Annotated in this window: 21 protein-coding genes; 5 read left to right on the forward strand and 16 right to left on the reverse strand. The window is 53.4% G+C overall.

Features of this window, described 5'->3' with window-relative positions:
- Positions 1 to 17 precede the first annotated feature (17 nt).
- From hisS to ACE99V_RS04490, 3 genes are all read right to left on the reverse strand, one after another.
- A complete protein-coding gene (gene hisS / locus ACE99V_RS04480) occupies positions 18 to 1292 on the reverse strand; it encodes a histidine--tRNA ligase (protein ID WP_400489837.1) in 1275 nt (424 codons plus the stop codon).
- A 557-nt stretch (positions 1293 to 1849) separates the two neighbouring features.
- Entirely contained in the window at positions 1850 to 3364 is a 1515-nt protein-coding gene (locus ACE99V_RS04485; RefSeq protein ID WP_400489838.1) for a coproporphyrinogen III oxidase, read from the reverse strand.
- Positions 3365 to 3459: 95 nt separating this feature from the next.
- On the reverse strand, positions 3460 to 3633 hold the full coding sequence (locus tag ACE99V_RS04490) for a hypothetical protein (protein WP_400489839.1): 174 nt from the start codon (positions 3631 to 3633) through the stop codon (positions 3460 to 3462).
- A gap of 406 nt (positions 3634 to 4039) precedes the next feature.
- Here ACE99V_RS04490 and ACE99V_RS04495 point away from each other — a divergent pair, with 406 nt between their 5' ends.
- A complete protein-coding gene (locus tag ACE99V_RS04495) occupies positions 4040 to 5833 on the forward strand; it encodes an N-acetylmuramoyl-L-alanine amidase family protein (RefSeq protein WP_400489840.1) in 1794 nt (597 codons plus the stop codon).
- 129 nt (positions 5834 to 5962) lie between these two features.
- Positions 5963 to 7186: an MFS transporter gene (locus ACE99V_RS04500; RefSeq protein ID WP_400489841.1), complete on the forward strand. Its 1224-nt coding sequence runs from the start codon at positions 5963 to 5965 to the stop codon at positions 7184 to 7186.
- A 28-nt stretch (positions 7187 to 7214) separates the two neighbouring features.
- On the opposite strand, the gene dtd is transcribed toward ACE99V_RS04500, so the two are convergent.
- From dtd to ACE99V_RS04540, 8 genes are all read right to left on the reverse strand, one after another.
- Positions 7215 to 7652: a D-aminoacyl-tRNA deacylase gene (dtd, locus tag ACE99V_RS04505; protein WP_400489842.1), complete on the reverse strand. Its 438-nt coding sequence runs from the start codon at positions 7650 to 7652 to the stop codon at positions 7215 to 7217.
- A 51-nt stretch (positions 7653 to 7703) separates the two neighbouring features.
- Positions 7704 to 9872 (reverse strand): RelA/SpoT family protein, encoded by a 2169-nt coding sequence (locus ACE99V_RS04510; RefSeq protein WP_400489843.1) that lies wholly within the window; start codon positions 9870 to 9872, stop codon positions 7704 to 7706.
- Positions 9873 to 10112: 240 nt separating this feature from the next.
- Positions 10113 to 10625 carry an adenine phosphoribosyltransferase gene (locus ACE99V_RS04515; RefSeq protein ID WP_400489844.1) on the reverse strand — a complete coding sequence of 171 codons (513 nt, stop codon included), beginning with the start codon at positions 10623 to 10625 and terminating at the stop codon, positions 10113 to 10115.
- Positions 10626 to 10638: 13 nt separating this feature from the next.
- Positions 10639 to 13011: a single-stranded-DNA-specific exonuclease RecJ gene (gene recJ, locus ACE99V_RS04520; RefSeq protein WP_400489845.1), complete on the reverse strand. Its 2373-nt coding sequence runs from the start codon at positions 13009 to 13011 to the stop codon at positions 10639 to 10641.
- A gap of 84 nt (positions 13012 to 13095) precedes the next feature.
- Positions 13096 to 14040, reverse strand: coding sequence for a cation diffusion facilitator family transporter (locus ACE99V_RS04525; protein ID WP_400489904.1), 945 nt, complete (start codon positions 14038 to 14040; stop codon positions 13096 to 13098).
- A 64-nt stretch (positions 14041 to 14104) separates the two neighbouring features.
- A complete protein-coding gene (gene secF / locus ACE99V_RS04530) occupies positions 14105 to 15040 on the reverse strand; it encodes a protein translocase subunit SecF (RefSeq protein ID WP_400489846.1) in 936 nt (311 codons plus the stop codon).
- Positions 15030 to 16268 carry a protein translocase subunit SecD gene (secD, locus tag ACE99V_RS04535; protein WP_400489847.1) on the reverse strand — a complete coding sequence of 413 codons (1239 nt, stop codon included), beginning with the start codon at positions 16266 to 16268 and terminating at the stop codon, positions 15030 to 15032. The genes secF and secD overlap by 11 nt, the downstream gene beginning before the upstream one ends.
- 336 nt (positions 16269 to 16604) lie before the next feature.
- Entirely contained in the window at positions 16605 to 16841 is a 237-nt protein-coding gene (locus ACE99V_RS04540) for a post-transcriptional regulator (RefSeq protein ID WP_400489848.1), read from the reverse strand.
- Between the two features lie 165 nt (positions 16842 to 17006).
- Between ACE99V_RS04540 and spoVB the strand changes: the two genes are divergently transcribed.
- The gene (spoVB, locus tag ACE99V_RS04545; RefSeq protein WP_400489849.1) at positions 17007 to 18587 is read left to right on the forward strand and encodes a stage V sporulation protein B; all 1581 of its coding nucleotides are present in this window, start codon (positions 17007 to 17009) and stop codon (positions 18585 to 18587) included.
- On the opposite strand, the gene ACE99V_RS04550 is transcribed toward spoVB, so the two are convergent.
- Together ACE99V_RS04550 and corA are read right to left on the reverse strand one after the other, a co-directional pair.
- Positions 18588 to 19298, reverse strand: a complete 711-nt coding sequence (locus ACE99V_RS04550; RefSeq protein WP_400489850.1) for a DUF421 domain-containing protein — start codon at positions 19296 to 19298, stop codon at positions 18588 to 18590.
- A gap of 72 nt (positions 19299 to 19370) precedes the next feature.
- Entirely contained in the window at positions 19371 to 20348 is a 978-nt protein-coding gene (gene corA, locus ACE99V_RS04555) for a magnesium/cobalt transporter CorA (RefSeq protein WP_400489851.1), read from the reverse strand.
- Between the two features lie 130 nt (positions 20349 to 20478).
- Between corA and ACE99V_RS04560 the strand changes: the two genes are divergently transcribed.
- Entirely contained in the window at positions 20479 to 20853 is a 375-nt protein-coding gene (locus ACE99V_RS04560) for a TIGR04086 family membrane protein (RefSeq protein WP_400489852.1), read from the forward strand.
- A gap of 123 nt (positions 20854 to 20976) precedes the next feature.
- Here the strand turns inward: ACE99V_RS04560 and yajC are convergent, their stop codons facing one another.
- Together yajC and tgt are read right to left on the reverse strand one after the other, a co-directional pair.
- Positions 20977 to 21279 (reverse strand): preprotein translocase subunit YajC, encoded by a 303-nt coding sequence (yajC, locus tag ACE99V_RS04565; RefSeq protein WP_400489853.1) that lies wholly within the window; start codon positions 21277 to 21279, stop codon positions 20977 to 20979.
- An 18-nt stretch (positions 21280 to 21297) separates the two neighbouring features.
- Positions 21298 to 22428, reverse strand: coding sequence for a tRNA guanosine(34) transglycosylase Tgt (tgt, locus tag ACE99V_RS04570; protein ID WP_400489854.1), 1131 nt, complete (start codon positions 22426 to 22428; stop codon positions 21298 to 21300).
- A 211-nt stretch (positions 22429 to 22639) separates the two neighbouring features.
- On the opposite strand from tgt, the gene ACE99V_RS04575 reads away from it, so the two are divergent.
- Positions 22640 to 22801: a hypothetical protein gene (locus tag ACE99V_RS04575; RefSeq protein ID WP_400489855.1), complete on the forward strand. Its 162-nt coding sequence runs from the start codon at positions 22640 to 22642 to the stop codon at positions 22799 to 22801.
- Positions 22802 to 22849: 48 nt separating this feature from the next.
- Here the strand turns inward: ACE99V_RS04575 and queA are convergent, their stop codons facing one another.
- Positions 22850 to 23878: a tRNA preQ1(34) S-adenosylmethionine ribosyltransferase-isomerase QueA gene (queA, locus tag ACE99V_RS04580; protein ID WP_400489856.1), complete on the reverse strand. Its 1029-nt coding sequence runs from the start codon at positions 23876 to 23878 to the stop codon at positions 22850 to 22852.
- Positions 23879 to 23901: the final 23 nt, after the last annotated feature.

Consider the following 23901-nt stretch of genomic DNA (forward strand, 5'->3'; position numbering starts at 1 on the left):
GTTTCCTCCACTCTTCTCTATTTTTTATCGGATGCGGCCAGCGCGTTAACCAGTTCACTTGCCGCCAGTTCCCGCTGTTCGCCGGTCGCCATTTCTTTCAGCACGACCGTGCCGTTGGCCAGTTCCGTTTCCCCGATAATGGCCGTATAACGGGCAGCCAGACGGTCTGCCGCCTTCAGCTGCGCCTTCATTTTGCGGTCGAGGTAGTCCATTTCTGCCGATACGCCGGCCTGGCGCAGTTGATCCAGCAGGATAAACGCCTGATCTTTTGCCTCTGGCGTCTGAATCACGAGGTAGCAGTCAATGCCGCTTGTAATCGGCAGCTGAATACCTTGCTTTTCCAGGGCCAACAGCAGCCGTTCGATACTGAGGGCAAAGCCGATTCCCGGCATGTCCTCACCGCCCAGTTCAGCCACCAGTCCGTTGTATCGGCCTCCGCCGCACAGGGTCTCAACCGCTCCAATTTCCGCCATCTTGATTTCAAAGGCAGTCAGCGTGTAATAGTCGAGGCCGCGTACCAGGCGGGGATTGACCGTAAACGGAATGTTCAACGCAGTAAGATACTTTTGCACGGCTTCAAAGTGGGCAGCCGATTCTTCGCTCAAGTAATCGAGAATGGATGGGGCATCCTTGGTCAAAGAACGGCACTTCTCGTTCTTGCAGTCCAGCACGCGCAGCGGATTGCGGTCGATACGCGACTGGCAGTCCCCGCACAGCTGTGTGCGGACGCCGTTCAGGTGCGCCAGCAGGTGAGTGCGGTGATTCGCTCGATCCTCTACTGTACCCACACTGTTCAGCTCCACGCTAAGGCCCGTCAGTCCCAGTTCCTGATAGAGTCGGATGGCGACCGCAATCACTTCCGCGTCAATCGCCGGATCGCTGGAGCCGATCGCCTCCACGCCGAACTGGACGAATTGACGGTAACGCCCCGCCTGCGGACGCTCGTGCCGGAACATCGGCCCGAGATAGTACAGTTTTACAGGCTGGTTGGGAGAGCCGTACAGCTTGTGTTCCACATAGGCGCGAACCACACCCGCCGTTCCCTCCGGACGAAGTGTCAGCTCATCGCTTGAGCGCGGATTGGTGACACTGTACATTTCCTTCTCGACGATGTCTGTCGTCTCTCCTACACCGCGCTGAAACAGCTCGGTGTGTTCAAACAGCGGCGTGCGAATTTCGTGGTAGTTGTAACGGCGGCAGAGATCGCGAGCCTTTGCTTCCACGTAGTGCCACAGTTCCACGGTACCCGGCATGATGTCCTGCGTACCGCGGGGGATTTGGATCTTAGCCATGTTCTAACCTCCATGCGTTTTTACATAAAAACTTCTCTTGAGAAAATAAAAAACTCCCGCCGCCTGACATAACGATAAGCCGTCATGTCAGGGACGAGAGATGTCTCCCGTGGTGCCACCCTGCTTGGATTGCCCTGATAAAATAGGCACAATCCCACTTTCGTGCCATAACGCCGGCCTGCGCCTGACAGTTACTGAGAGGTAATTTGAAAAGTCCGGGAAACATTACCGTCGCATTTCTTCGTCGCGTCGTCCCTCCGCTGCTCACGTAGGTCAGTCTACGTTCCGCCGCTCGTTCCTTCCGCTCCTCAAACTGCTCGGTTCTGTTTGTCCTCCTTTTCAAATAATCATTCCGTTCACTGGGGTCTTCGGGGAGGTCATTCGCCAAGTCGTCATAGAAAAGTGCTCTCAGCCGCGGCACTTTCTCTCTTGTCCATGCGGTTCCTGGGTACTTGTTCCCGTCATCAGATCAAAGTCCATTGGAAAGCTTAATGAGAATCATAGCAAACCGGAGATAGCGGCGTCAACTCTCGCGATAGTAAAAGTTTTTCCGCCGGTCAGCTCCTAGAAGCGAACGTGCTGCCAAAATAGATCTGATCGAGGTCCCGCAGCTTTTCTTCTACCAACTGTTTATAGGTTTCGTTGTAGGTTTTCGGGTCTTTGGGGTTTGGCCAGCGGGTCAGCTTGCCGGATCCCGGCGCCATCAATTTGGAGACGGCACCGCAGCCCAGTCCGAGGATGGTTTGCACCTCTTCCATGATCATGATGTTGTAGATGCTCTCCTGCCCTTGCAGGGCGTAGCCCACGTTTTCCAGGTTGCCGAGAATGTTTTTCTGGCGGTAGAGATAGTAGGGCAGATATCCATGCTGCGCCGTCCAGCGGGAGGCCAGGTCCATCATCTGCCGAATCTCTTCCCGGCTCGCCACCTTGTAGCGCTCCTTGTTCTGGGTCATTTCGGACGCACGCTTGAACGACAGCGTGTGCACCGTCAGCGAAGCCGGCATCAGCTTTTCCACTGCTTCCAGGCTGTGCTCCAACTCGGCCAGTCCTTCATTGGGCAATCCGATGATCAAATCCATGTTGATATTGGTCAATCCCATTTCCATGGCCAGGTGATATTTTTCAATCGTCTCTTCCACTGTGTGGTGACGGCCGATTGCATGTAACGTCTCCTGTGTGAATGACTGCGGGTTGATGCTGATTCGGTCCACATTCCAACGCTTCATGACCGACAGCTTCTCCGGCGTAATCGTGTCGGGACGACCCGCCTCCACGGTCAGCTCGCGCACTTGATCCATATTGGGAAACGATTGGTGCAGCGTTACAAACAACCGGTCGAGATCATCCGCCGTAATGCTGGTTGGCGTCCCTCCCCCAAAGTAAATGGAGGTGATGCGCATGTCATGCCGTTTTAACCACTCCCCCGTTTTTTCAATCTCGTAGTGCAGCCCCTCCAGAAACGGATTGACGGAGGCTGTGTGGCTGCGGATTGCGTAGGCGGGAAATGTGCAGTAGGCGCATTTTGTGGGGCAAAACGGAATCCCGATGTAGACGGACAGTTCGCGGTCAATCTGATACAGGTCCGGAACCACCAGCAGTTGCCGGTCGACAATCCGCTGCAAGAGCTCCAGTTTGTAGGGACGCACCATGTAATCCCGAATCAGCAGTTCGTGAGCCTCTTCCCTGCTCTTACCCGAAGAGAGAAGCTGATGAAGCAGCTTGGTCGGACGAATGCCGGTCAGGATCCCCCATCCCTGTTCGATGCCAGTAAACTTCTCCATCAGCATCAGCAGGGTGTAGCTGACCGCCTGTTTGGCTGTTTTGCGCATCGCCTTTTCATCCCGTCCAACGAACGGACGAACATAGCTGTATGTCATTTTCTGCCCGTTTGACAACAGTTCTCCTCGCGCATGCACGCCGTCTGACTGCTCGCTGATTGTCAATACGAGGCGTATATCGTCTGGGTTATTCCACTCTTGTACATAGGCAATCTCGGGATCTTCGTAAAACAAGGCGAGGATCAAGCCGATCTCCCGCTCGAAGGAATGGCCTTCGCACTTCACTTGTATCATCAGTTCACCTGCTTTTCAGTATGCCACCCTTCATCTTACCCAACCTGAAAAGCCCGGTCAACAGCGCCACCGCTCTCAAATCAGCAACGAAGCCTCTATCGTCTCACCTTGCGGCGGAGCTGCTGAACGTCGCGGACGCTGATGTGAAACTCCTGCGACATCTCCACATCGTTCAGCGTGGATTCCTTCTCCAAAAAATCATGAAAATCAACGGAAAACAGACGTCGGTTCGCCTCCTGTGCGAATGTCTCCTTGTTTGACTGCCTCATGGATTCCAGCTCCTTCTCAGACGAAACATGTATCTGTCTCCTATTATTGCCGATTTTGCCGGATTGCATGAGGAGATTTGTCGATCGTTGCAGGAAAATGCTTGTACGAAGCGAATGTACATATGTTGGAAAAAAGATGTAAAAAAACCCACCCGGCATTAGCTAACGCTTCGCCGGGCGGGGCCCCGAGCACTTTTCTAGCGGCTGTATGGGATGTCCAAATTTATAAATTCTTATACACTAAGAAAACCCAGCCGACTTAAGCTAACGCTGGTGTCGGCTGGGGCCCCGAACACTTTCCTAGTGGCTGTAATACCCACCCGGGCGTAGCCAGCGCTTCGCCGGGCGGGGCCCCGAACCCTTTTCCAAGTAACTGTCTCGAATGCCGATCATAACCTCGGAAAGGATGTCAAACGTGTACTCTTCCAAGCAACTATTGCGGACACTCCTGACTGTTGTGTGCCTCGTCTCCCTGCCGATCGCAAGCCAAGCTGCCGGCTCGGTCAGCTCGGTTCAGGTGGCAGTGGACAAGCTGAACGTGCGCAGCGGCCCCAGTCTCAACGACTCCGTCCTGACGACACTTCCAGCAAAGACCGTTCTGCCGGTAATCGCAGAAAAAGACAACTGGGTACAGGTTCAACTCCCGGATGGAAGAAAAGGGTGGCTGGCCAACTGGCTGGTTAAGCCGAGCGGCAGCTCCGCGGCGGCTTCTCAGATCGAAAGTCAAATAGAGAACCTCAACGTACGTTCAGGGCCCAGTCTGACGTTTCCCGTCGTCCAAACGATCAGTCCGAACACCAAATATCCTGTCCTGCAAAAGAGCGCGCAGTGGGTGCAGATTCAGCTTTCCGCTCAGCAGAAAGGCTGGGTGGCCGGTTGGTTGGTTACCGAGCACAGTTCCTCGCAACCGTCTCCACCAACTGCTGAGGACACTCAAAGCGCCCCGGTGGCCAACACGCTGACACTTGATTTCTCACCTTATGTTTATCCGGAGCCAAACGAAAATCTCCCGGCGATCGGACAACTGCAGGCGGGGACTGCGATTGAAAAACTAAGTCAGACGAACGGCTGGATTCAATTTCCCTATGGAGGAGTAAACGCATGGATTCGCCTGCCGGATTCGGGCAGCAATCCGCCCCCGCAGCCGGAGCCAACGCCGGATGTAACGGCCCCTCCCGCTTCACCCGCTCCTCCTGTGCAAACTGCGACGGCGACCGTCAAATCCGCTTCGCTCAATCTGAGAAGTGAAGCCAATACCACGAGTACGATTTTGGGCAGCTTGTCCCAGGGAACCACGCTGGAGCTGCTTCAAAACCAGGGAGACTGGTATCAGGTGAAGACGCCGGACGGACGCACCGGTTGGGTCGCCGGTTGGCTGCTCGAGGTCAACAAACAATCCGAAGACGTGCCGGCACAAGCCATGCTTACGATTCTCAATCCGGATACCAACGTCCGCTCCGGCCCCGGAACCACCTATGATATCGTGACTCGGGTTCAAAACGGGGAGCGTTTCGCTATCGTTAAACAGGAGGACGATTGGTTCCAAATCCGCCTGTCCGATGGGAAAACAGGCTATGTGGCCGGCTGGCTGGTCGAAGCAGACGGTGTTGCACCCGTAGTAAGAGGCAACGAGCTGGTCGGGAAAATCATCGTCGTCGACGCGGGGCACGGCGGAAATGACAACGGTGCCACCGGCTCCAGCTTTTCCACCTTGGAAAAAACCATCAATCTGCAGGTCGCCCTCATGCTCCGCAACAAGTTGGAGGCAGCTGGCGCGAAAGTGATCATGACCCGAAGCGACGACCGCAAACTGACGCTGCAGCAGCGGGTGGACACCGCTATACAGAACAAGGCGGATGTCTTCGTCAGCATCCATCACAACACGCACCCAAATACGATGACGAACGGCACGATTGTCTTCTACTACAACAAGGGCAACTCCAGCAAACTGGCCTCACTTGTCCAGAACGAGATCGTCAAGGCCACGAACTACAAGGATCTGCAGTCCCGTTTCGGCAATTACTTTGTTCTGCGGGAAAATCCCGTCGTATCGATCCTGGCGGAAATCGGCTTTCTCTCCAATTACAATGATGAAATCCGCCTGCGCTCCGCCAAGCAGCAGGATCTGGCCGCAGAAGGGCTGTACAAGGGACTTTTGCAATATTTTGCTTCTCTGAAGCCACAAACAGGGGCACAGTAGGAAAAAAGCACCGATTTGGTGCTTTTTTTCGTGGAAGAAAAAGGTAAAAATTGACAATCAATTCACAATAAAGTAGTATGATGAATGGCGCCACATACAAACGTATGTTTGTGAAAAGGAGTGGACAAAATGACATCCCCATCTCAGGCCGGTTTATTCCGCAACACGTTCATCCGATCGATCCTGCTCTCCGGTGTTTTTCTTCAAATTGGCATTTGGGTACGCAACTTTGCCATCCTCTTGTTCGTCATGGAACAGACAAATAATGACCCGTTTGCCGTTTCCCTCATTTCAGTGGCAGAGTTCGCCCCGATTTTTCTGTTTTCCTTTGTTGGCGGCACCTTCGCAGACCGCTGGCGTCCGAAGCGAACCATGGTCTGGTGCGACGTGCTGAGCGCTTTGTCCGTCTTTGTCGTGCTGCTTACCCTGTTGGCGGGTACGTGGAAAGCTGTTTTCTTTGCCACGCTGGTATCGGCCATTCTATCGCAGTTTTCCCAGCCGTCGGCGATGAAGCTGTTCAAGCAGCATGTCCCCGAAGAACAACTGCAGTCGGGCATGGCGATGTTTCAGACTCTGATGGCGATCTTCATGATTATCGGACCGATTCTGGGTACATTCGTCTATCAATCGTTCGGCATCCATACTGCGATTGGCGTCATGGGAGTAGCCTTTTTGCTCTCCGCCGGCGTGCTGACCTTTCTACCTGCTGATGACAAGGAAGCCAAGGACAAAACGGACTCTTCCTTCTGGCAGGAACTGATTGACGGATTTCGCTATGTATGGGCCAGACCGATGCTTCGCTCACTTGGCGCGGTCTTTGCCATAGCCGGCCTGGCGGTAGGCCTGATGCAGCCGCTGGTTGTGTTCATCGTAATGGAGCGGCTTGGGCTGCCGAAAGAGTACGTGCAGTGGCTGATGATGGTTAACGGTGCCGCAATGCTGATCGGCGGCGGACTGGTCGTGGGCATCTCGAAAAAGGTGTCCCCCCAGAAGTTGCTGGCGCTTGGCATGCTTGCGAGCGCTGTCTCCGTCTGCGGGATCGGCCTTTCAACCAACCTGTGGTTGACCTTGGCGTTTGAGTTTGTGAGCGGTCTGTTCTTTCCCTGCATCCACATCGGTGTGAACACGATGATTCTGCAAGCGAGCGAAGAAGCGTATGTGGGGCGTGTAAACGGCGTGCTCAACCCGCTGTTCATGGGCATGATGGTCCTGGCCATAAGTACGGCGGGGTGGCTGAAGGCAGCACTTTCGCTCGTAACGGTTTTCGAGGCAGCAGGCTTGCTGTTTCTGCTGGGAATGTTCGTCTTGATCCCGCTGTTTAAGATGAAACCAACAGCGGCGGAACAAACGTGACAAAAAAATCGGGAGAGCATCTCCCGATTTATGATTCGACAATGAGCGTAACAGGACCGTGGTTCACCAGGCTGACGTCCATCATGGCGCCAAATACCCCCGTCTCGACCCGCAATCCTTTCTCGCGCAGTTTTTCATTGAACAGGTTGTACAACGGCTCTGCTTGCTCAGGACGGGCCGCCGCCATGAAGTTGGGGCGCCGTCCCTTGCGGCAGTCGCCATACAGCGTAAACTGGGAGATGGACAATATCTGTCCGCCCTTTTCCAGTACCGAGTGGTTCATTTTTCCCTCTGAGTCTTCGAAGATTCGCAAGTGGGCGATCTTGTCCGCGACAAATTCAACCTCTTTTTCGGTATCCTCGTGCGTGATGCCAACCAACAGCACCAGCCCGTGTTCGATCTGCCCGACTACTTCTCCTGCTACAGTGACGCTCGCTTCCTTCGATCGCTGAACGATGACACGCATAAACCGGCTTTCTCCCTTCGTACAAATGAAGCAGCACCCAATTGCTGTGAATCAGGTGCTTAAAATTCGGCGAACCGAATAAATATCTTTTATTCGCTTGATGCGTTCCACCACTTTTTGCAGGTGGTCCACATTGCTGATGGAAATCGTCATGTGGATGGTGGCCACACGGTTTTTGTCTGCTTTGCCGCTGACAGCGGAGATATTGGTTTTGGTCTCACCCACAACCTGCAGCACGTCGTTTAACAGTCCGCTCCGGTCATGCCCGGTGATTTCTATATCCACATTGTAGTTGTGCTTCAGGTCGCCTTCCCAATCCACGTCGATCAGCCGTTCGCTGCATTCTTCCGTCATTACGTTGGGGCAATCGAGGCGGTGTACGGAAACACCGCGGCCGCGCGTGATAAATCCGATGATCTGATCGCCCGGCACCGGCCTGCAGCAGCGGGAGATGCGCACAAGCAAGTTATCCACGCCCCGCACCTTGACACCGGATTCGCTTCGGCCAGTGGACGGGGGCGTCGGCTTGAACTCCGGCACGACCGGCTGCTGCTCTTCCCGTTCACGCCGCAGTTTTTCCGTCAGGCGGGTGACGATCTGCGCTGCCGTCAGCCCGCCGTAGCCGACAGCGGCAAACATGTCTTCCTGTCCCTGGAAGTTAAATTTGGCCGCTGCGTCCTGAATGTTTTCTTCCGTCAGCACTTCCTTGACGTCAAAGCCGCGGGATTTGATCTCCATCTCGATCATATGCTGGCCTTTGGCGACGTTTTCTTCCCGTTTCTCTTTTTTAAACCACTGTTTGATTTTGTTGCGGGCATGAGCAGACTTGGCGATTTTCAACCAGTCCTGGCTAGGGCCGTACGAATGCTTGGAGGTAAGGATTTCGACGATATCCCCTGTTTTCAGAGGGTAATCGAGCGGCACGATTTTTCCGTTTACTTTGGCTCCAATCGTGCGGTTGCCCACGGCCGAGTGAATCCGATAGGCGAAGTCAAGGGGAACGGAGCCTTTTGGCAGCTCGACGACATCCCCTTTGGGCGTAAAGACAAACACCATATCAGAGAAGAGATCCTGCTTCAGCGACTCCATAAACTCCTGGGCATTCGGCGCCTCTTCCTGGCCGCCCTGAATGATTTCCCGGAGATTGCCCAGCTTCTCGGCAAACGTCCCCTGCACCACGCTCTTGCCTTCCTTGTAGGCCCAGTGAGCAGCGATCCCGATCTCCGCGGTCCGGTGCATATCCCATGTACGGATCTGTACCTCCAGCGGCTCTCCCTTTGGTCCGATCACGGTTGTATGCAGGGATTGGTACATGTTCGCTTTTGGCATGGCGATGTAATCCTTGAAGCGGCCGGGCATCGGTTTCCACAAGGTGTGAACGATCCCCAGAACCGCATAGCAATCACGAATATCGTTGACGATGATGCGCAGCGCAAGCAAATCGTAAATCTCGTTAAACTGCTTGTTCTGCGTTGTCATCTTTTTGTAGATACTGTAAATGTGCTTGGGGCGGCCGGAAATTTCGGCTTCCACATGCAGTTCCTTCAGTTTTTCCTGGATGGTCCGCGCCGCCTCGTTCAGGTACTCTTCCCGCTCTGCACGCTTTTTCTGCATCAGGTTGACAATGCGGTAATACTGCTGCGGATTCAGGTAGCGAAGCGCCGTGTCTTCCAACTCCCATTTAACGGACGCAATCCCCAGCCGATGTGCGAGTGGGGCGAAGATTTCCAGGGTCTCGTCGGAGATTTCGCGCTGCTTCTCCTCTGACATGTGGCGAAGGGTGCGCATGTTGTGCAGGCGGTCCGCCAGTTTAATCATGATGACGCGAATGTCCTGCGCCATGGCGATCAACATTTTGCGGTGGTTTTCCGCCAGCTGTTCTTCCTTGGATTTGTATTTGATTTTATCGAGCTTGGTCACCCCGTCAACAAGCAGGGCTACTTCCTGCCCAAATTCTTCCCGAAGGTGATCCAGTGTTATCTCGGTATCTTCCACGACGTCGTGCAGCAAGCCGGCAGCAATCGTCACAGCATCCATGTGCAGGTCGGCGAGAATGCCCGCCACGGCAATGGGATGCATGATATAGGGCACGCCTGATTTGCGCACCTGACCCTCGTGAGCTTTTTCCGCCAGCCGATAGGCTCGGGTTATCAGCTCGAGGTCTTTTTCGGACAAGTAACTGCCCGCCTTTTTTAGTACCTCATCCATGCCCGTTATCATAATTCCCTTCCCTTATCCTCTCGTGAAAAAAAGCTGAAAGTTCCAAAGCCAAACCTTGTAAGGGTGGAAAAATCAACGTTTTCTTCAGATGTTTCAACTATGCCTCAAGCTTGTACGAGGAAAGTAAGCGTATCTATTTCATACTATTATCTTGTAAGTCGGTTGTGTTGTAAAGGTGATTCTCCGAACAAAGTATGGAAGAAGATTGAAACTAGCAAAAAACGGGCCAATGCCCGTTTTTTAGTATTGAACAAGAGATTTGATCGGCACATCCCCGAGTTTTTTCCGGCCTTCGAGATAGCTCAATTCGATAAAGAAGGCAGCCCCGACCACTTTACCGCCCAGTTGTTCTATCAGATTTACCGTCGTGGTGATCGTGCCCCCGGTGGCGAGCAGGTCGTCGGCGATCAGCACGCGCTGCCCCGGCTGAACCGCATCGACGTGAACGGCCAGGGCATCTTTTCCGTACTCCAGGCTGTAATCCGCCTTAATGGATTCATACGGCAGCTTGCCAGATTTACGAATCGGCACAAAGCCCACTCCCAGCGCATAGGAGAGCGGAGCCCCTACGACAAACCCCCGCGCCTCCGGTCCGGCGATCACATCGATCTGAAGCTCTCGGGCAAAAGCGGCCAGTTCTTCAATCGCTGCCTTGTATGCAGGACCATCTTTCAACAGCGTGGTGATGTCCTTAAAACGAATGCCCGGCTGCGGGAAATCAGGGATGACGCGGATGTACTGTTTAAAATCCATGGTAAGATTCCTCCTATAGAGTGGCTGTTTCCACCCGTTGATAAGCAAAATAGCGCAGCAGCGCTTCATGGGAAGAGAGAAGCAGTTCAGTCGCCAGTTCCGTCTCTTCTTTCCATTCTGTATAGATGCGGGAACTTTCCAGCGAACGCTTCACCGGTTCACTGTGGAGGCGATAGCTCTCCTCATCGCCGATGAGAAACCCAAGTTCTTCGAAGACAGCGAGCATGCCGTCCAAAACGTCCCGCTTCACCTGGATCTTCCGTGCCAACGCATCAAGTTGAGTCTTTCGGACATGCGGGTATTGCGTAAACAACTGGTAAAGGGCTTTGAAATGATCGCGTCCAGGGAAAGAGAGACGGTCCAGGCCAAGATCCGGATCACCGAAAAGGCAGTAGATCCGTTCAGCCTGCCCAACACGAGCCATCACCGCATGCAGAGACGTTTTTCTTCGAGGCAAGTCGAACAGAACGACCGTCCGGGATGTACTCGCCGAGTCAAGGATGTCATCACGGCTGGGATCCTCCGGACAAAAGACAACGCGCATCTGCTGACCTGTCTCCACAGCGACAGCGGTCAAGCGGTCGTAGTTTTCCTGCCGGAACGTCACGGTCAGCGCGTCATCCTGTTGACATAGCTGACGCCACTTTTGCAGTTTGTCCCGGCTGCCCCGCCAATCAAAAATCTGCTGATGGGGAACCGCGAGATCGCGAATGGTCAGCTGTGGTTTGCGATTGCCGTTCCATTCGTTCACGGACAGCTCGCCCAGGACTTCAAACCTCGCTCTGGGTGTAACCGATTGCGTGATATGCGCCCACTGAAAGCCAATCGCTTCAATCGCTTTGCCCTCCTTGGTCAGTGAGCACTTCAAATGAGTGTTGTCCCGGCCAATGGTTCGCATGCCGGCCGCTTCCACTCCGGTCAGCATCACAAGCGGTGTGGGGTTGCCCATGCCAAACGGTGCCAACAGCTCCAGCTGCTCAGCCAGATCCAAGCTTATCTCATCCACGTCCAAAGTGAGATCCACTTTGGTAAGCGGGATAAAATCATCTTCTCCTAACCAGTTTGATGCAATTTCGTTTAATTTTATGCGCAAGGGTTCTAAATTTTCAATCGGCAGCGTCATCCCCGCTGCCATCGTATGGCCGCCGTAATGGGGCAGAAGCTCCTTGCAAGCGGTCAGCGCTTCGTACATGTCAAATCCCGCAATGCTGCGAGCCGAGCCTTTCGCCGTGCCTTTTTCCGGATCGATTCCAAGCACGATGGTCGGACGGTAAAACTTTTCCACGATCCGCGAGGCGACGATCCCGACGACTCCCACATTCCATCCTTCCTTGGCAAGGACAAGCACGCGGTTTTGATCCGGGGGGTACAGGCTCTCCACCATTTCTACCGCTTCTTCCGTCATCGTCTGAACCAGCTCTTGCCGCTCCCGGTTCAGCTCATCCAGCGTTTGAGCGCACTGCTCGGCTTCATCCACGTCAGTAGAGACCAGCAGCTTTACGGCCGCTTCCGCCGTCTCCAATCGACCGCCCGCATTCAGGCGAGGGCCCAAAGCAAATCCGACGTGTCCGGCACCCAGCTCGGTGTCACCCAGACCGCACACCCGAATGAGCGCCTGCAGTCCGATGTTGCGTGTCTGATTCAAGCGTTTGAGGCCGAGACTGGCGATAATCCGGTTTTCGTCCACCAGCGGCACCAGGTCGGCAATGGTGCCGATGGCGGCGAGGTCGATCAGGTGCATCGGCGGCTCATCCAGCAGTGCGTGAGCCAGCTTGAAGGCCACACCTACCCCTGCCAGCATGTCAAACGGATAGGAACATCCCGGTTTTTTCGGGTTGATCACGGCAAAGGCCTCCGGAATAACAGCCGGAGGTTCATGGTGATCCGTGACGATGACATCCAACCCCAACTGGTTGGCAAACTCCACCTGCTCCACCGCACTGATGCCGGTATCAACGGTGACGATCAGTTTCGTTCCGTTCTCCTGCAAGCGGGCAAGAGCATCCTTATGTAAACCGTATCCCTCTTTAAACCGATTGGGAATGTAGTAGTCAAACACAGCGCCCAGTTGGCGCATCAGGTGAACCATCAGCGAAGTCGAACTGACTCCGTCTGCATCATAGTCGCCGTAGATGCAGATCGGCTCTTTCCGGTCAATCGCCCGCCGGATGCGGTGCACGCTTTTTTCCATGCCGTCCAGCAAAAAAGGGTCGTGAAAAAGCTCAGGACTTACCTGTAAAAAGTCGCGGGCGCGCTTCGGCGTGTCAATCCCGCGAATCACCAAAAGCCTGGCAATTAGCGGTGACAGGTTGCACTCGCTTGCAATGGTCTGGCATACTGCTTCGTCATACGTGGCCAATTGCCAACGCGTTTTCGCTCGTAGCATAGGCCGCCCTCCAATCCTCATCCATTATAGTGGAAAGGATGGGGGACTGACAACAGGAGAAAACGTTTTCCGCCCTGCGCAAACTCAAGGGATGAGGTTCTGCTGACGCTCCTCCTGAGCCTCGGCTCCGTCGTATACAAAGGCAGTATCGTACGGGTTAATGTGGACGAACACGTCGCGAATCGCGGGAAACTCCTTCAGCAGCGTTTGTTTGACCTGCTTGCCGATTCGATGTCCCTGTTCAACTGTTATCTGCGGGTTCACGCTCACTTTGACGTCAACAATCTGGTAGTGTCCATGTTCCCGCGCCCGCAGCGAATCGATCCGGATTACGCCCGGCACCGCTTCGATGGCCCGGCGCAGGTCCAGCGTTTCCTCCTCGTGCAGCACGTGGTCCAAGGTGCTGTGAATCGATTCCTTCATGATGTTGTAGGCCATTAACAGCACAAGTCCGGAGACGAAGATACCTGCAATCGGATCAAGGTACAACAGCCACGGGATATCATACCGTCCACCGAGAATGGCCCCGCCAATGCCAATCAGCGCAGCAAAGGAAGAAAACACGTCGGAGCGGTGCTCGTATGCGTTGGCAATCAGCGATTGGCTGTTCAGCTGTTTTCCCAAATGGTACTTGTAGCGGAACATCCATTCCTTCAAAATCATTGAGCCGACCGCTGCCCACACGGCTATCATGCCCGGCGCTTCGAGAGGAGTAAACAGAGACTCTACGGAAGCGGATCCGATCTCAAAGCCGACCAGTGCCAGCAGGACGGATACAATAATGGCCGCCACCGACTCCGCCTTGCCGTGGCCGTAGGGGTGATCCTCGTCCGGCGGCCGTTCTGCCGCCCGAAGTCCGATCAATACCGCGACCGATCCGACCACATCGGAAGCAGAGTGAACGGCATCCGCAATCAGCGCCTGCGACTTGGCCATCCATCCGATGACCAGCTTGGCGCCAGCCAATGCCACATTTCCCACAATTCCCACCCACGCAGCAAACTGCGCCTTGGCCAGGCGGTTATCCATCACCCGATTCCTCCCCGTCGCAAGATACAAAAACCGCGGGAACTCTCCCCGCGGCTTTCCTTCATCAACCCTCGTTCGGGGTCGATGAGAATCGTTGTTTTGCCATTTCGCGTTTTTTCAAGGAAACCCATACCTGCGCTGCGATAAAGATGGATGAGTAAGTCCCGCTGACGAGACCAAAGATCAATGCGAGCGAGAAGTTGCGAATCCCTTCGCTGCCCAACAAGGCAATCGCCAGCGCCGTGAAGAACACAGTCGCTACCGTATAGATGGAGCGGCGCATCGTCTGCCACAGACTGACGTTTACCATATGCTCCAGATCTTCCACGGTTTTCACCTTCATGGTTCTTAGGTTTTCCCGAATTCGGTCAAAAATTACGATGGTATCGTTAATAGAGTACCCAACGATCGTCAAAATGGCGGCGATAAAGGTCAAATCCACTTCCAGTCGGAACAGGGAGAACAACGCAATCGGAATGAAGGCATCGTGGATGAGCGCAATGACGCAGGCAATTCCGAACAGGAATTGGAAGCGAATCGCGATGTAGATGACGATACCCAATGATGCGATCAACAGGGCGATCCCTGCCTTTTGCGCCAGTTCGCGCGCGATAGCCGGATCAACCGTGGATTCTTGTTTGGTTACCTGCGGCCCGTACTTTGCCTTCAGCGCCTGCTCAATCGCATTCAGTTTATCGGCCGGAATGGTCTGATCAAAGCGGGTGGCCGCTTGATGGTTTCCATACTCCGTTACCTTGGTGAAGTGTACGTTCGGTACGTTCTGTTTTATGATCGCTTCCACATCCGCTGTTTGGAACGGCTTGCCGATCAGCATATCCAGACGGGTACCCGCCTTGAAGTCGACACCCAGGTTCAGGCCCATAATCAGCATCGTGATCAGGCCCAGGACAAGAATAACGCTGGACAGGAAAAAGAACTTTCTCCGGTTCTTCACAATGTCAAACTTGATGATGTCGTCATGTTGTTGTTTAGAGCTCACCGATTTCACTCTCCTTTACCCCGAACCAGAACGGCTTCTTGAACATGTTGGCTCGAATCAGCAGCCCGAGCAAAAGGCGAGATCCAAACACGTTGGTGATGATGCTGACAATGATCGTCATCGCCAACACGACAGCAAATCCCTGAATGGAGCTTGTCCCGAAGTAGAACAGAACCGCTGTGGCAATCAGGGTCGTCACGTGCGCGTCGAGAATGGTAACCAAGGAGCGGCGTTCACCAGCGCGGAACGCGGACAGAATCGTTTTGCCGGAGCGGATTTCCTCCTGAATGCGTTCGTAGGTAATAATGTTCGCATCCACCGCCATCCCTACAGCGAGAATGAATCCGGCAATACCCGGCAAGGTAAGCGTCGCATCCATCCAGTCAAGAACGACCAAACAGAAGTAGATGAAGCCGGCCAGCGTAATATTGGCAATCATTCCAGGCATCCGGTATACCAAAATCATAAACAGGAAAATGAGCGCTCCGCCCACGTAACCGGCGTAAATGGTTTTCTGCAGGGCCATTGCCCCAAGCGTAGCGCCTACGGAAGTAACCTGCTTCTCAATCAGCTTGGCTGGCAGTGCGCCTGAATTCAGGATGTCGGCCAACTCCTGTGCGGATTCAACGGTATAGTTACCGGTGATCTGCGCGCTCCCTCCGGTAATAACGGACTGAATCACCGGATTGGTCAGCATGTTTTCATCAAGGTAAATGGCCATATGTTTGTGCAGGTTTGCACGTGTCACATCTTCCAGTTTTTTTGCATCGGAAAATTTCAGGGTAACGAGCGGCTGTTTCAATTCGTCAAAGCCGACTGCTGCACCGCCGGGCGCCAGGTCGCTGCCGCGCAGGATTACTTTCCCCTGCTCATCGCGGAAAGTAAGGACAGCCGGTTTGCCGATCAGTTCACGAAGCTTGCTCTGGTCCGCATTCTGTGATGCAATTTTCACACGAATGCGGTTCGGAAGCTCAATGTTTACTTCCGGCTCGGCTACGCCGCCGATGTTAATCCGCTTTTCCACCATTTGGGCGGTTGCTTTCAGCAGTTCTGTATCTACCTTTTTGCCTGCCTCCAACGGCTCTACCTCGTACAAAATTTCGAAGCCGCCCTTCAAATCCAATCCAAGTGTAATCTTGTTGGCCACCTGCCCGGTCGTGGTGAACATCAACGCAGCAAGCGCGCCCACGACAACCAGGAACAGGAGGAATCTGCCCCATTTGATCATGTAGTGTAGTACCCCTTTCCCTCAAGGGTTTTCGTCACAGCGCCGAAAACCAATATGCCCATTATAGCGAAGGATAAAAAAAACTTCAATTGAAGCCCTCTCGAAGAAGCTGGTTCTTCATTAGAGGAAGTCTTTTATGCGTTCCGGAAAGTTTCATCCAGGATGCTTTCGCACTATGAAGCAGTTAAACTTTCCTACACGAAAAAAAGTGTGTCAATTTGACGAGGAAACTCTTTCTATGGAAAACGCTTGATGAGAACCATGACAATCAACCCCTTACCCGTACGTCTCATCTGCTTACGAACGAGGGGCTGTAAAGTTTCATCTTGTCGTTTTTTACGAGTTTTTGTACATCTGAATCATCAGCCAATTCATGTATTTGGTAACTTTCAGCGACAAAATATCGTTCACCAGCTGGTGCATGGCGGGAACCTGCTTATAAGCTGAACTTACGCACTCCCAAACGTCTTCTGCCTTTACATTATCGTAGCCCAGCATGGCAAATTCCTCTGCCTTGCTCTCGCACAAACTGCGCACCTCTTCAAACAACTCCTGCTTGTGCCGCTCGTCCATCCCCAAACTCCCTCCATCTACGTGGCGATTCTGTGTCGATTTTCCCCCGCGAAACTGCATCCTGGTCCCCGCAGAGGCAAAATAGTCATGCCTGCATGGGCACGTCCATATCTTAATACAAACCCCAAAACCATTCTGTATGGATTCTTCAAAAAGGAGCCTTCCATGAGACAATCATTTTTTTACGGGACAGTCATTTTGATACTGGCGGGTGCCGTGACCAAGATTTTGGGTTTCGCAAACCGAATCGTGCTGTCGCGCATGATTGGGGCGGAGGGAATGGGACTGTACCAAATGGTCGTCCCCATGCTGTATTTCCTCATCACGCTGACAACCTTTGGCTTACCCGTGGCCATCGCCAAGCAGGTAGCCGAAACGGAAGCAGAGCAGGATGCGAGGAAATCACGCCGTTTTCTTTTCATCGCCCTGTCCATCAGCGGCGTCATCAGTCTGGTGATTTGCGCCCTTCTGGTCCTAACGGCCAAAACCATTGCCGCCTGGATGTTTGCCGACGAGCGCGCCTATATTGTACTGCTCGCCACCATTCCCGTCATCCCGATTGCCAGCATATCGGCGGTGCTGCGCGGGTATTTTCAAGGCAAGCACAACATGATTCCCACAGCTGCCTCCCAGTTGGTAGAGCAGGCGGTTCGCATGGCCCTCGTGGTGGTGATGACCCTCTCCTTTATGCAGCAGGGAGTAGAATACGCCGCAGCCGGCGCGGTTGCCAGCATCATCTTCGGGGAGGCAGCCGGACTGCTCTACATCATTTGGCAGTACCGAAAAAGCAGCCAAAAAACGGCATCGCGCCTGTTGGAGATTCCGCTTCTGGCCTCCATAAAAAATAGCAAAGAGAGCATTCGCCAACTGATCAGCGTCTCTCTCCCAGTGACCATGAGCAGGCTGATCGGCTCCATTGCCTACGTGCTGGAGCCAATGGTTGTGCCGTTCGCGCTCGTGATGGCCGGCTATCTCCCCAGGGAGGCAACCGCCTTGTACGGACAATTTGCAGGCATGGCCGTCCCGCTGTTATTGTTTCCCACCTTCCTAACCTATTCCCTGTCCATTTCGCTCGTTCCTGCCGTCGCTGAGGCCGCCTATCAAAAAAATGCTCCTCTTGTGCATCGCCGCATCTATCAAGCGATGCGGATCACACTCGTCATCGGAGCACCTTGTACCGTCCTGCTGTATATTTTTGCGGAACCGCTTTGCGTCGTCCTGTACCACAACCGCGAAGTGGGAGTGCTGTTAAAGGAACTGGCCCCGTTCTCTGTCTTTCTGTTTTTCCAGGCCCCGCTCGCTTCTGCCCTGCAGGGCCTTGACTACGCCAATGTGGTGTTGCGCAATACGTTGATCGGAGCCGTGGTGAAAACCGTTGCCATGTTCCTGCTCACATCCCAATCCGTCTTCGGCATCCAAGGGACCGTCATCTCCTTGAATCTGGGGATCACGCTGGTCACGCTGCTGCATTTTGCCAGTCTGGTGAAAAAGATCGGATTTGCAATCGATCTGGTAGAATTCGGGAAAATCGGGGTTGCCATGATGGCCATGGGCTATGCCGGCTCCTACATGGCACACCAATGGTTTTCCGACGCTCCGGCCGGCAAGCTGATACTCGTATGCTCACTGGCCAGCAGCCTACTGTACTTGCTGCTTCTGGTGTCCATGCGTATTTTGGGGAAACAGGACGTGAAACGCATTCCCTGGATCGGAGAACAACTGGCCATTTTCTTCCCCCGCCGCTGATCAGTCCCGGGGGCTGTCTTTTTTGTCCAAATACATAATCCCGCGGTCATCGATACTGCAAAAGGACACCTCGCGAATGTCCCTGATGCCGTACCTTCGGATTTCACGCTTCAGCCACAACTTGTTCTGACCGATTTTGCGCAGGGCCTCCTCCCTCACCTTGCCATCGAGGATCAACGGAATGGGCAAGCCGCTAAACGTCACGGGAGCGACCGGTTCAGGACTTGGCAGCCCGATGTCTTTTCGGGTAACCGGGTGAAGTTCTTTTTTGGGAAACACACTCATCTGCCCAGTCGGCTCGAGCACCGCAAACTCGACGTCGCCTATGTTGTTCACGTTTTTTTGGCGCAAATGCACTATGAGGTCGTCAAGATTGAGGCGGTTTCGCCGCAAAGCCTCTTCGCGAATCTGACCGTTCTCAATAATCACGTCTGCCGATCCGTCTATGAGATCCCGAAACTTTTTGCTTTTCATGGAAAGATACGCCATAGCGATTTCAAGCACGGCAATCAGCACCATCGGGACGTAGAAATTCATCGCTTCCTTATCTACATCTTCAATTGCCAGCACCGCCATCTCTGCCAGCATGATGGAGATGACGACGTCAAAGACGGACAGCTTGCCGAGTTCCCGTTTGCCCATCAGCCTGAGCAGCACGAGCAGAAAAAAATACGTAAACCCGGTGCGCATCAAGATGGTCATCAGTTCCATGTTCCGCCGACCTCCCCGCAGAGATTTGTCTATAGTCTCCACGGGAGACAGGGACGATATCCTGCCAAGTCGTTACAACCACTTTCGTTTGCGAAAAGCGTGGAGCATGGCAAAGGTCATCACAAACATGATGGACAAGGCGATGATCAGCATGTATGGCTCTGCTTCGTGTCCCAGCCAGCTGAACGTGTTCATCCCGAACAGTCCGGTGATAAAGGTAAGCGGCAGGATAATGGTCGAGATGATGGTCAGCACCCGCATCGTTTCGGTCGTCTTGGCGCTGATAATGGTGTAGTACGTATCAAGCGCACCGTTCACCAGATCGCGGAACGTTTCCGTCGAGTCGGCAATTCGCTCCAGGTGATCGGTCAAGTCGCTGTAGAACGGAACGTTTTCTTCGGAAATGTCGAACGAATAACGGCCATTCACGTTGGCGAAGATTCGCTTCTGCGGCAGAATCACCCTGCGGATCAAAATGATCGTTCGTTTCAGGGCAAGGAACTCCTCCGTAATCTCCTCCATCTGGTGCTCGTAAATCTCGTCCTCCAGCTCGTCGATCCGAACGCTGAGGCGATCCATGATCGGGAAGTACTCATCGGTTATCCCGTCCACGATTGCGTACAAGAGGTAGTCGGGACCACGGTTCAGGTAAGAGATGTTGCGATGACACATGGAGGCGATGCGGCCAATGGTATTCATCGGCGATTTGTGAATGGTGACGATGTAGTTGGGTCCAAGAAAGACGTTTAGCTCCACGGTGGTAATCTCGTTGTCGCTTTCTTCGTTGTATCTCAGGGCATGAAAGACGAAAAAGTAATAGTCCTCGTAATTGTCCACTTTCGCGCGCGGGCTTACATGCAGACAGTCCTCGATCGCGAGCGGGTGAAAGTCAAAGATCTTGGCGATGTACTGCAGCTCGTTGTTCCCTACATCGTAGAGATCAATCCACAGCAGGTCCTCGGGCGAGCGCAACCATTCGTCTTTTTTGCTCAAATCTACATCGTGGAACATTTTTTGTTCCGAGTGATTGTAAAAGTATGTTTTGATCATTTCCCTCACCCCCGTCTGGTTCCTCATCCATCATACGAAAATTCTATTGTAGGTTCAACGAAGAAATGAATAAGCAGACCAAGCCCCTCATATAGATGGTACAAACATTACCTGCGAGGGAGGGTTATCGGTGCGTGCTACATCCACCTCAGTGTTTACTGGCCTGCTATACACATTGGCTCTGGTGCTGATTGGAGCTCTTATCACAGCTTTACTCCTTTCCTTCACCAATATCCGCGAAGGCTCCCTGCCTTATTTCACCTACGCGATCAACATCATCGGCCTGCTTTTGGGGGGATTTATCACTGGGCGGCGATGCGGTGCAAAGGGGTGGTACTACGGAGGCCTGACCGGATTGTCGTACTTTCTGCTCGTTTTGTTGATCGGCTATTTGGGTTTTGACGTTCCCATGCAGCTCCTGACCCTTCTCTATCTGCTCGGCGCGTTTTTCATCAGCGCGATCGGCGGCATTTTCGGCGTCAATTCCGCCTCGAAGCGATATTAAACCCCAGAAAGCGAAAAAAAAGCAGGCGCACACGAGATCACCCGCAAAAACGCTTCGTTGCAGCCCGTTAGCTAAAAAAGCAAATGCAGCCAGCTTCACAAGAAGCAAGGCTGCATTCTTTTTTTACTTCGCTTCTTCTTTGGTTTCCGTCGCTGCAGGGGTTTCGCTTGCAGCGGTTACGGAGTTCACGGCACCGCGGTCAAACGTGACGTTCACATTGTGAGCGATGCGAATCGTGACAGTGTCGTCGGAAATATCCTGAATGGTGCCGTGCACGCCGCCGATCGTTACGACCTTGTCTCCCTTTTTCAGCGCAGCCAGCATCGCGTTTCGCTGCTTGGTTCGTTTTTGCTGCGGGCGGATCAACAGGAAATAGAAGATGGCAAACATGATAATGATGGGGAGAAATTGCTGAAGTCCTTGCATGGAACATCCTCCTTGTGATTAAAAAGATCTATCTTCACTCAATCCGTATTGAGCGAAAAACTGGTTTCGAAAATCGGCAAGCCGATCCTCTGCAATGGCTTGGCGCACCTGCTCCATAAGCTTTATCAAAAAGTGCAGGTTGTGATAGGTCGTCAGCCGAATCCCGAACGTCTCGTCTGCCTTGATGAGGTGGCGGATGTAGGCACGGGTGTAGTTTTTGCAGGTGTAGCAGTCGCAGTTCGGGTCAAGCGGCGTGAAGTCACGGGCGTACTTGGCGTTGCGGATGACGAGGCGCCCCTGGCTTGTCATGCATGTCCCGTTGCGGGCAATACGCGTAGGCAGCACGCAGTCGAACATGTCAATACCGCGAATGGCTCCCTCAATCAAGGCATCCGGTGATCCTACCCCCATCAGATAGCGAGGTTTGTTGGCCGGGAGCAGCGGAACGGTATAATCAAGCACTTCATACATCAGCGGAAAGGGTTCACCGACGCTTAAACCGCCGACCGCATACCCCGGAAAATCAAGCGAAACCAAGTCACGGGCGCTTTGCTCGCGGAGGTCGCGGTACATTCCTCCCTGCACAATCCCAAACAACGCCTGATCCTGCGGGCGGGCATGTGCCTTCAGGCAGCGTTCTGCCCAGCGAGTGGTACGCTCCATCGACTGCTTTACGTAGTCGTATTCAGCCGGATACGGGGCGCATTCGTCAAACGCCATAAAGATGTCTGCTCCCAGAGCATTCTGAATCTGCGTTGCCTCTTCCGGTCCGATAAACAGTTTTTCCCCGTTCAAATGAGATCGGAACGATACGCCTTCTTCCGTAATTTTTCGCAAATTGCTCAAGCTGAAGACCTGGAAACCTCCGCTATCCGTCAAAATGGCGCGGTCCCAGTTCATAAACGAATGCAATCCGCCTGCTTCCCTCACGATCTCGTGGCCAGGCCGCAGAAATAGATGGTAGGTATTGCTGAGAATGATGCCGGCACCCATTTCCTTCAGCTCTTCCGGGCTCATCGTCTTTACCGTGGCTTGTGTGCCAACTGGCATGAACACCGGGGTGTCAATGGTGCCGTGCGGAGTATGTAATTTGCCCAGACGGGCACCTGTCTGCTTGCAGGTTTTCATCAGTTCATAACGTACAGCCAATCGTTTGCACTCCTCAGGCTCTTGTTGTAAGTCCCCCCTATTATATAGAAACTGGCAAGGTTTCACAAGAAAAGTCGCTGCGGTACACACGAAAAAAAAGCTGGCCTTTTTTTGCGATCCTACTATAATGTAAATATAGTTAATTCTTTGTTAAGTTTTTGTAAAGTTTATGGACAAAAACAAAAAACAATGGTAAAGGCGGGTGTTGGTCATGATGTTTACATTTGGTCAAAAAATTCAGGTGAAAACAAAAAAACAGGGTACGGAATTCATTTACCCTGCGCTGGGAATGGTGCTTCAGGAGACCAGCACCGACGTTGTGCTCCTGTTCCCTGACGGCAAAGTGAAAATCAGCAAAGCGGATTTATTGTAAATTCACCAAAAACGTAAAAGCCCTTGAGTGCTCAAGGGCTTTTTTGTGTTACAGAATCAACATGGCGTCGCCGAAGCTGAAGAAGCGGTACTCATGTTGAATCGCGGTTTTGTATGCATGAAGCACGTGTTCCCTTCCCGCCAGGGCGCTCACCAGCATCACCAGGGTTGACTTGGGCAGGTGAAAATTGGTCAGCAAGCCGTCAATGACGTGAAAACGATACCCCGGGTAAATAAAAATGTCGGTCCATCCGGAGCTCGCGACCACCCTTCCGCCGTGATCCCTGCCGACTGTCTCCAGTGTTCGGCATGACGTGGTTCCCACGGCGATCACGCGGTTGCCATTCGCCTTGGCGGCATTGATCACTTCTGCCGTCTCCGGCGGGATGTCGTAGTACTCCGCATGCATCACGTGCTCTTCCACCGTATCCGCACTTACGGGACGGAAGGTTCCCAAGCCAACATGCAGGGTAAGGTAGGCAATCAGGACGCCCTTTTCCTTGATCCGTTGCAAATATTCCGCTGTAAAATGAAGGCCGGCGGTGGGTGCGGCCGCCGACCCCCGCTCCCGGGCGTACACGGTCTGATAGCGTTCCCTGTCTTCCAACTGCGCGTGGATGTATGGCGGAAGCGGCATGGAACCTAGACGTTCGAGGATTTCGTAAAAAATGCCCTCGTAGGAAAACCGGACGATTCGACCGCCGGTTTCTGTCACATCTTCACATACGCAGCGAAGCAATCCGTCGCCAAAAATCACTTCCGTGCCCGGTTTCATTCGCTTGCCTGGTTTCACCAGCGTTTCCCAGCGATCTTCCCCCAGAGATTTCAGGAGCAATACCTCAATGTTTGCTCCTGTACCCGCTTTCACGCCGATCAACCGGGCCGGCAGCACCCGGCTGTCGTTTAGCACCAGAACGTCTCCAGGCCGCAGGTACTCGATCAAATCAACAAACTGTCTGTGACTGATTTCTCCCGTCTGTTTGTCCAGGACGAGCAGCCTTGAAGCCGTTCGCTCCTCCAGGGGGTGTTGGGCAATCAGCCTTTCCGGCAAATCAAAATCAAATTGTTGAACGTCCACAATTACGACTCCTTGATTCCTAG

The organism is Brevibacillus soli (assembly GCF_044759095.2).
In the GTDB taxonomy this organism is placed as follows: Bacteria; Bacillota; Bacilli; order Brevibacillales; family Brevibacillaceae; genus JBIYSM02.

Excerpts from the sequence above, each read along its gene's own strand:
- ACE99V_RS04525 (WP_400489904.1), bottom strand. The coding sequence starts at position 14,040 with ATGGATAACCGCCTGGCCAAGGCGCAGTTTGCTGCGTGGGTGGGAATT.
- ACE99V_RS04490 (WP_400489839.1), bottom strand. The coding sequence starts at position 3,633 with ATGAGGCAGTCAAACAAGGAGACATTCGCACAGGAGGCGAACCGACGT.
- ACE99V_RS04515 (WP_400489844.1), bottom strand. The coding sequence starts at position 10,625 with ATGGATTTTAAACAGTACATCCGCGTCATCCCTGATTTCCCGCAGCCG.
- secD (WP_400489847.1), bottom strand. The coding sequence starts at position 16,268 with ATGATCAAATGGGGCAGATTCCTCCTGTTCCTGGTTGTCGTGGGCGCG.
- yajC (WP_400489853.1), bottom strand. The coding sequence starts at position 21,279 with ATGCAAGGACTTCAGCAATTTCTCCCCATCATTATCATGTTTGCCATC.
- ACE99V_RS04500 (WP_400489841.1), top strand. The coding sequence starts at position 5,963 with ATGACATCCCCATCTCAGGCCGGTTTATTCCGCAACACGTTCATCCGA.
- corA (WP_400489851.1), bottom strand. The coding sequence starts at position 20,348 with ATGATCAAAACATACTTTTACAATCACTCGGAACAAAAAATGTTCCAC.
- dtd (WP_400489842.1), bottom strand. The coding sequence starts at position 7,652 with ATGCGTGTCATCGTTCAGCGATCGAAGGAAGCGAGCGTCACTGTAGCA.
- ACE99V_RS04510 (WP_400489843.1), bottom strand. The coding sequence starts at position 9,872 with ATGATAACGGGCATGGATGAGGTACTAAAAAAGGCGGGCAGTTACTTG.
- spoVB (WP_400489849.1), top strand. The coding sequence starts at position 17,007 with ATGAGACAATCATTTTTTTACGGGACAGTCATTTTGATACTGGCGGGT.
- ACE99V_RS04575 (WP_400489855.1), top strand. The coding sequence starts at position 22,640 with ATGATGTTTACATTTGGTCAAAAAATTCAGGTGAAAACAAAAAAACAG.
- ACE99V_RS04495 (WP_400489840.1), top strand. The coding sequence starts at position 4,040 with ATGTCAAACGTGTACTCTTCCAAGCAACTATTGCGGACACTCCTGACT.
- hisS (WP_400489837.1), bottom strand. The coding sequence starts at position 1,292 with ATGGCTAAGATCCAAATCCCCCGCGGTACGCAGGACATCATGCCGGGT.
- ACE99V_RS04485 (WP_400489838.1), bottom strand. The coding sequence starts at position 3,364 with ATGATACAAGTGAAGTGCGAAGGCCATTCCTTCGAGCGGGAGATCGGC.
- recJ (WP_400489845.1), bottom strand. The coding sequence starts at position 13,011 with ATGCTACGAGCGAAAACGCGTTGGCAATTGGCCACGTATGACGAAGCA.
- ACE99V_RS04540 (WP_400489848.1), bottom strand. The coding sequence starts at position 16,841 with ATGGACGAGCGGCACAAGCAGGAGTTGTTTGAAGAGGTGCGCAGTTTG.
- ACE99V_RS04550 (WP_400489850.1), bottom strand. The coding sequence starts at position 19,298 with ATGGAACTGATGACCATCTTGATGCGCACCGGGTTTACGTATTTTTTT.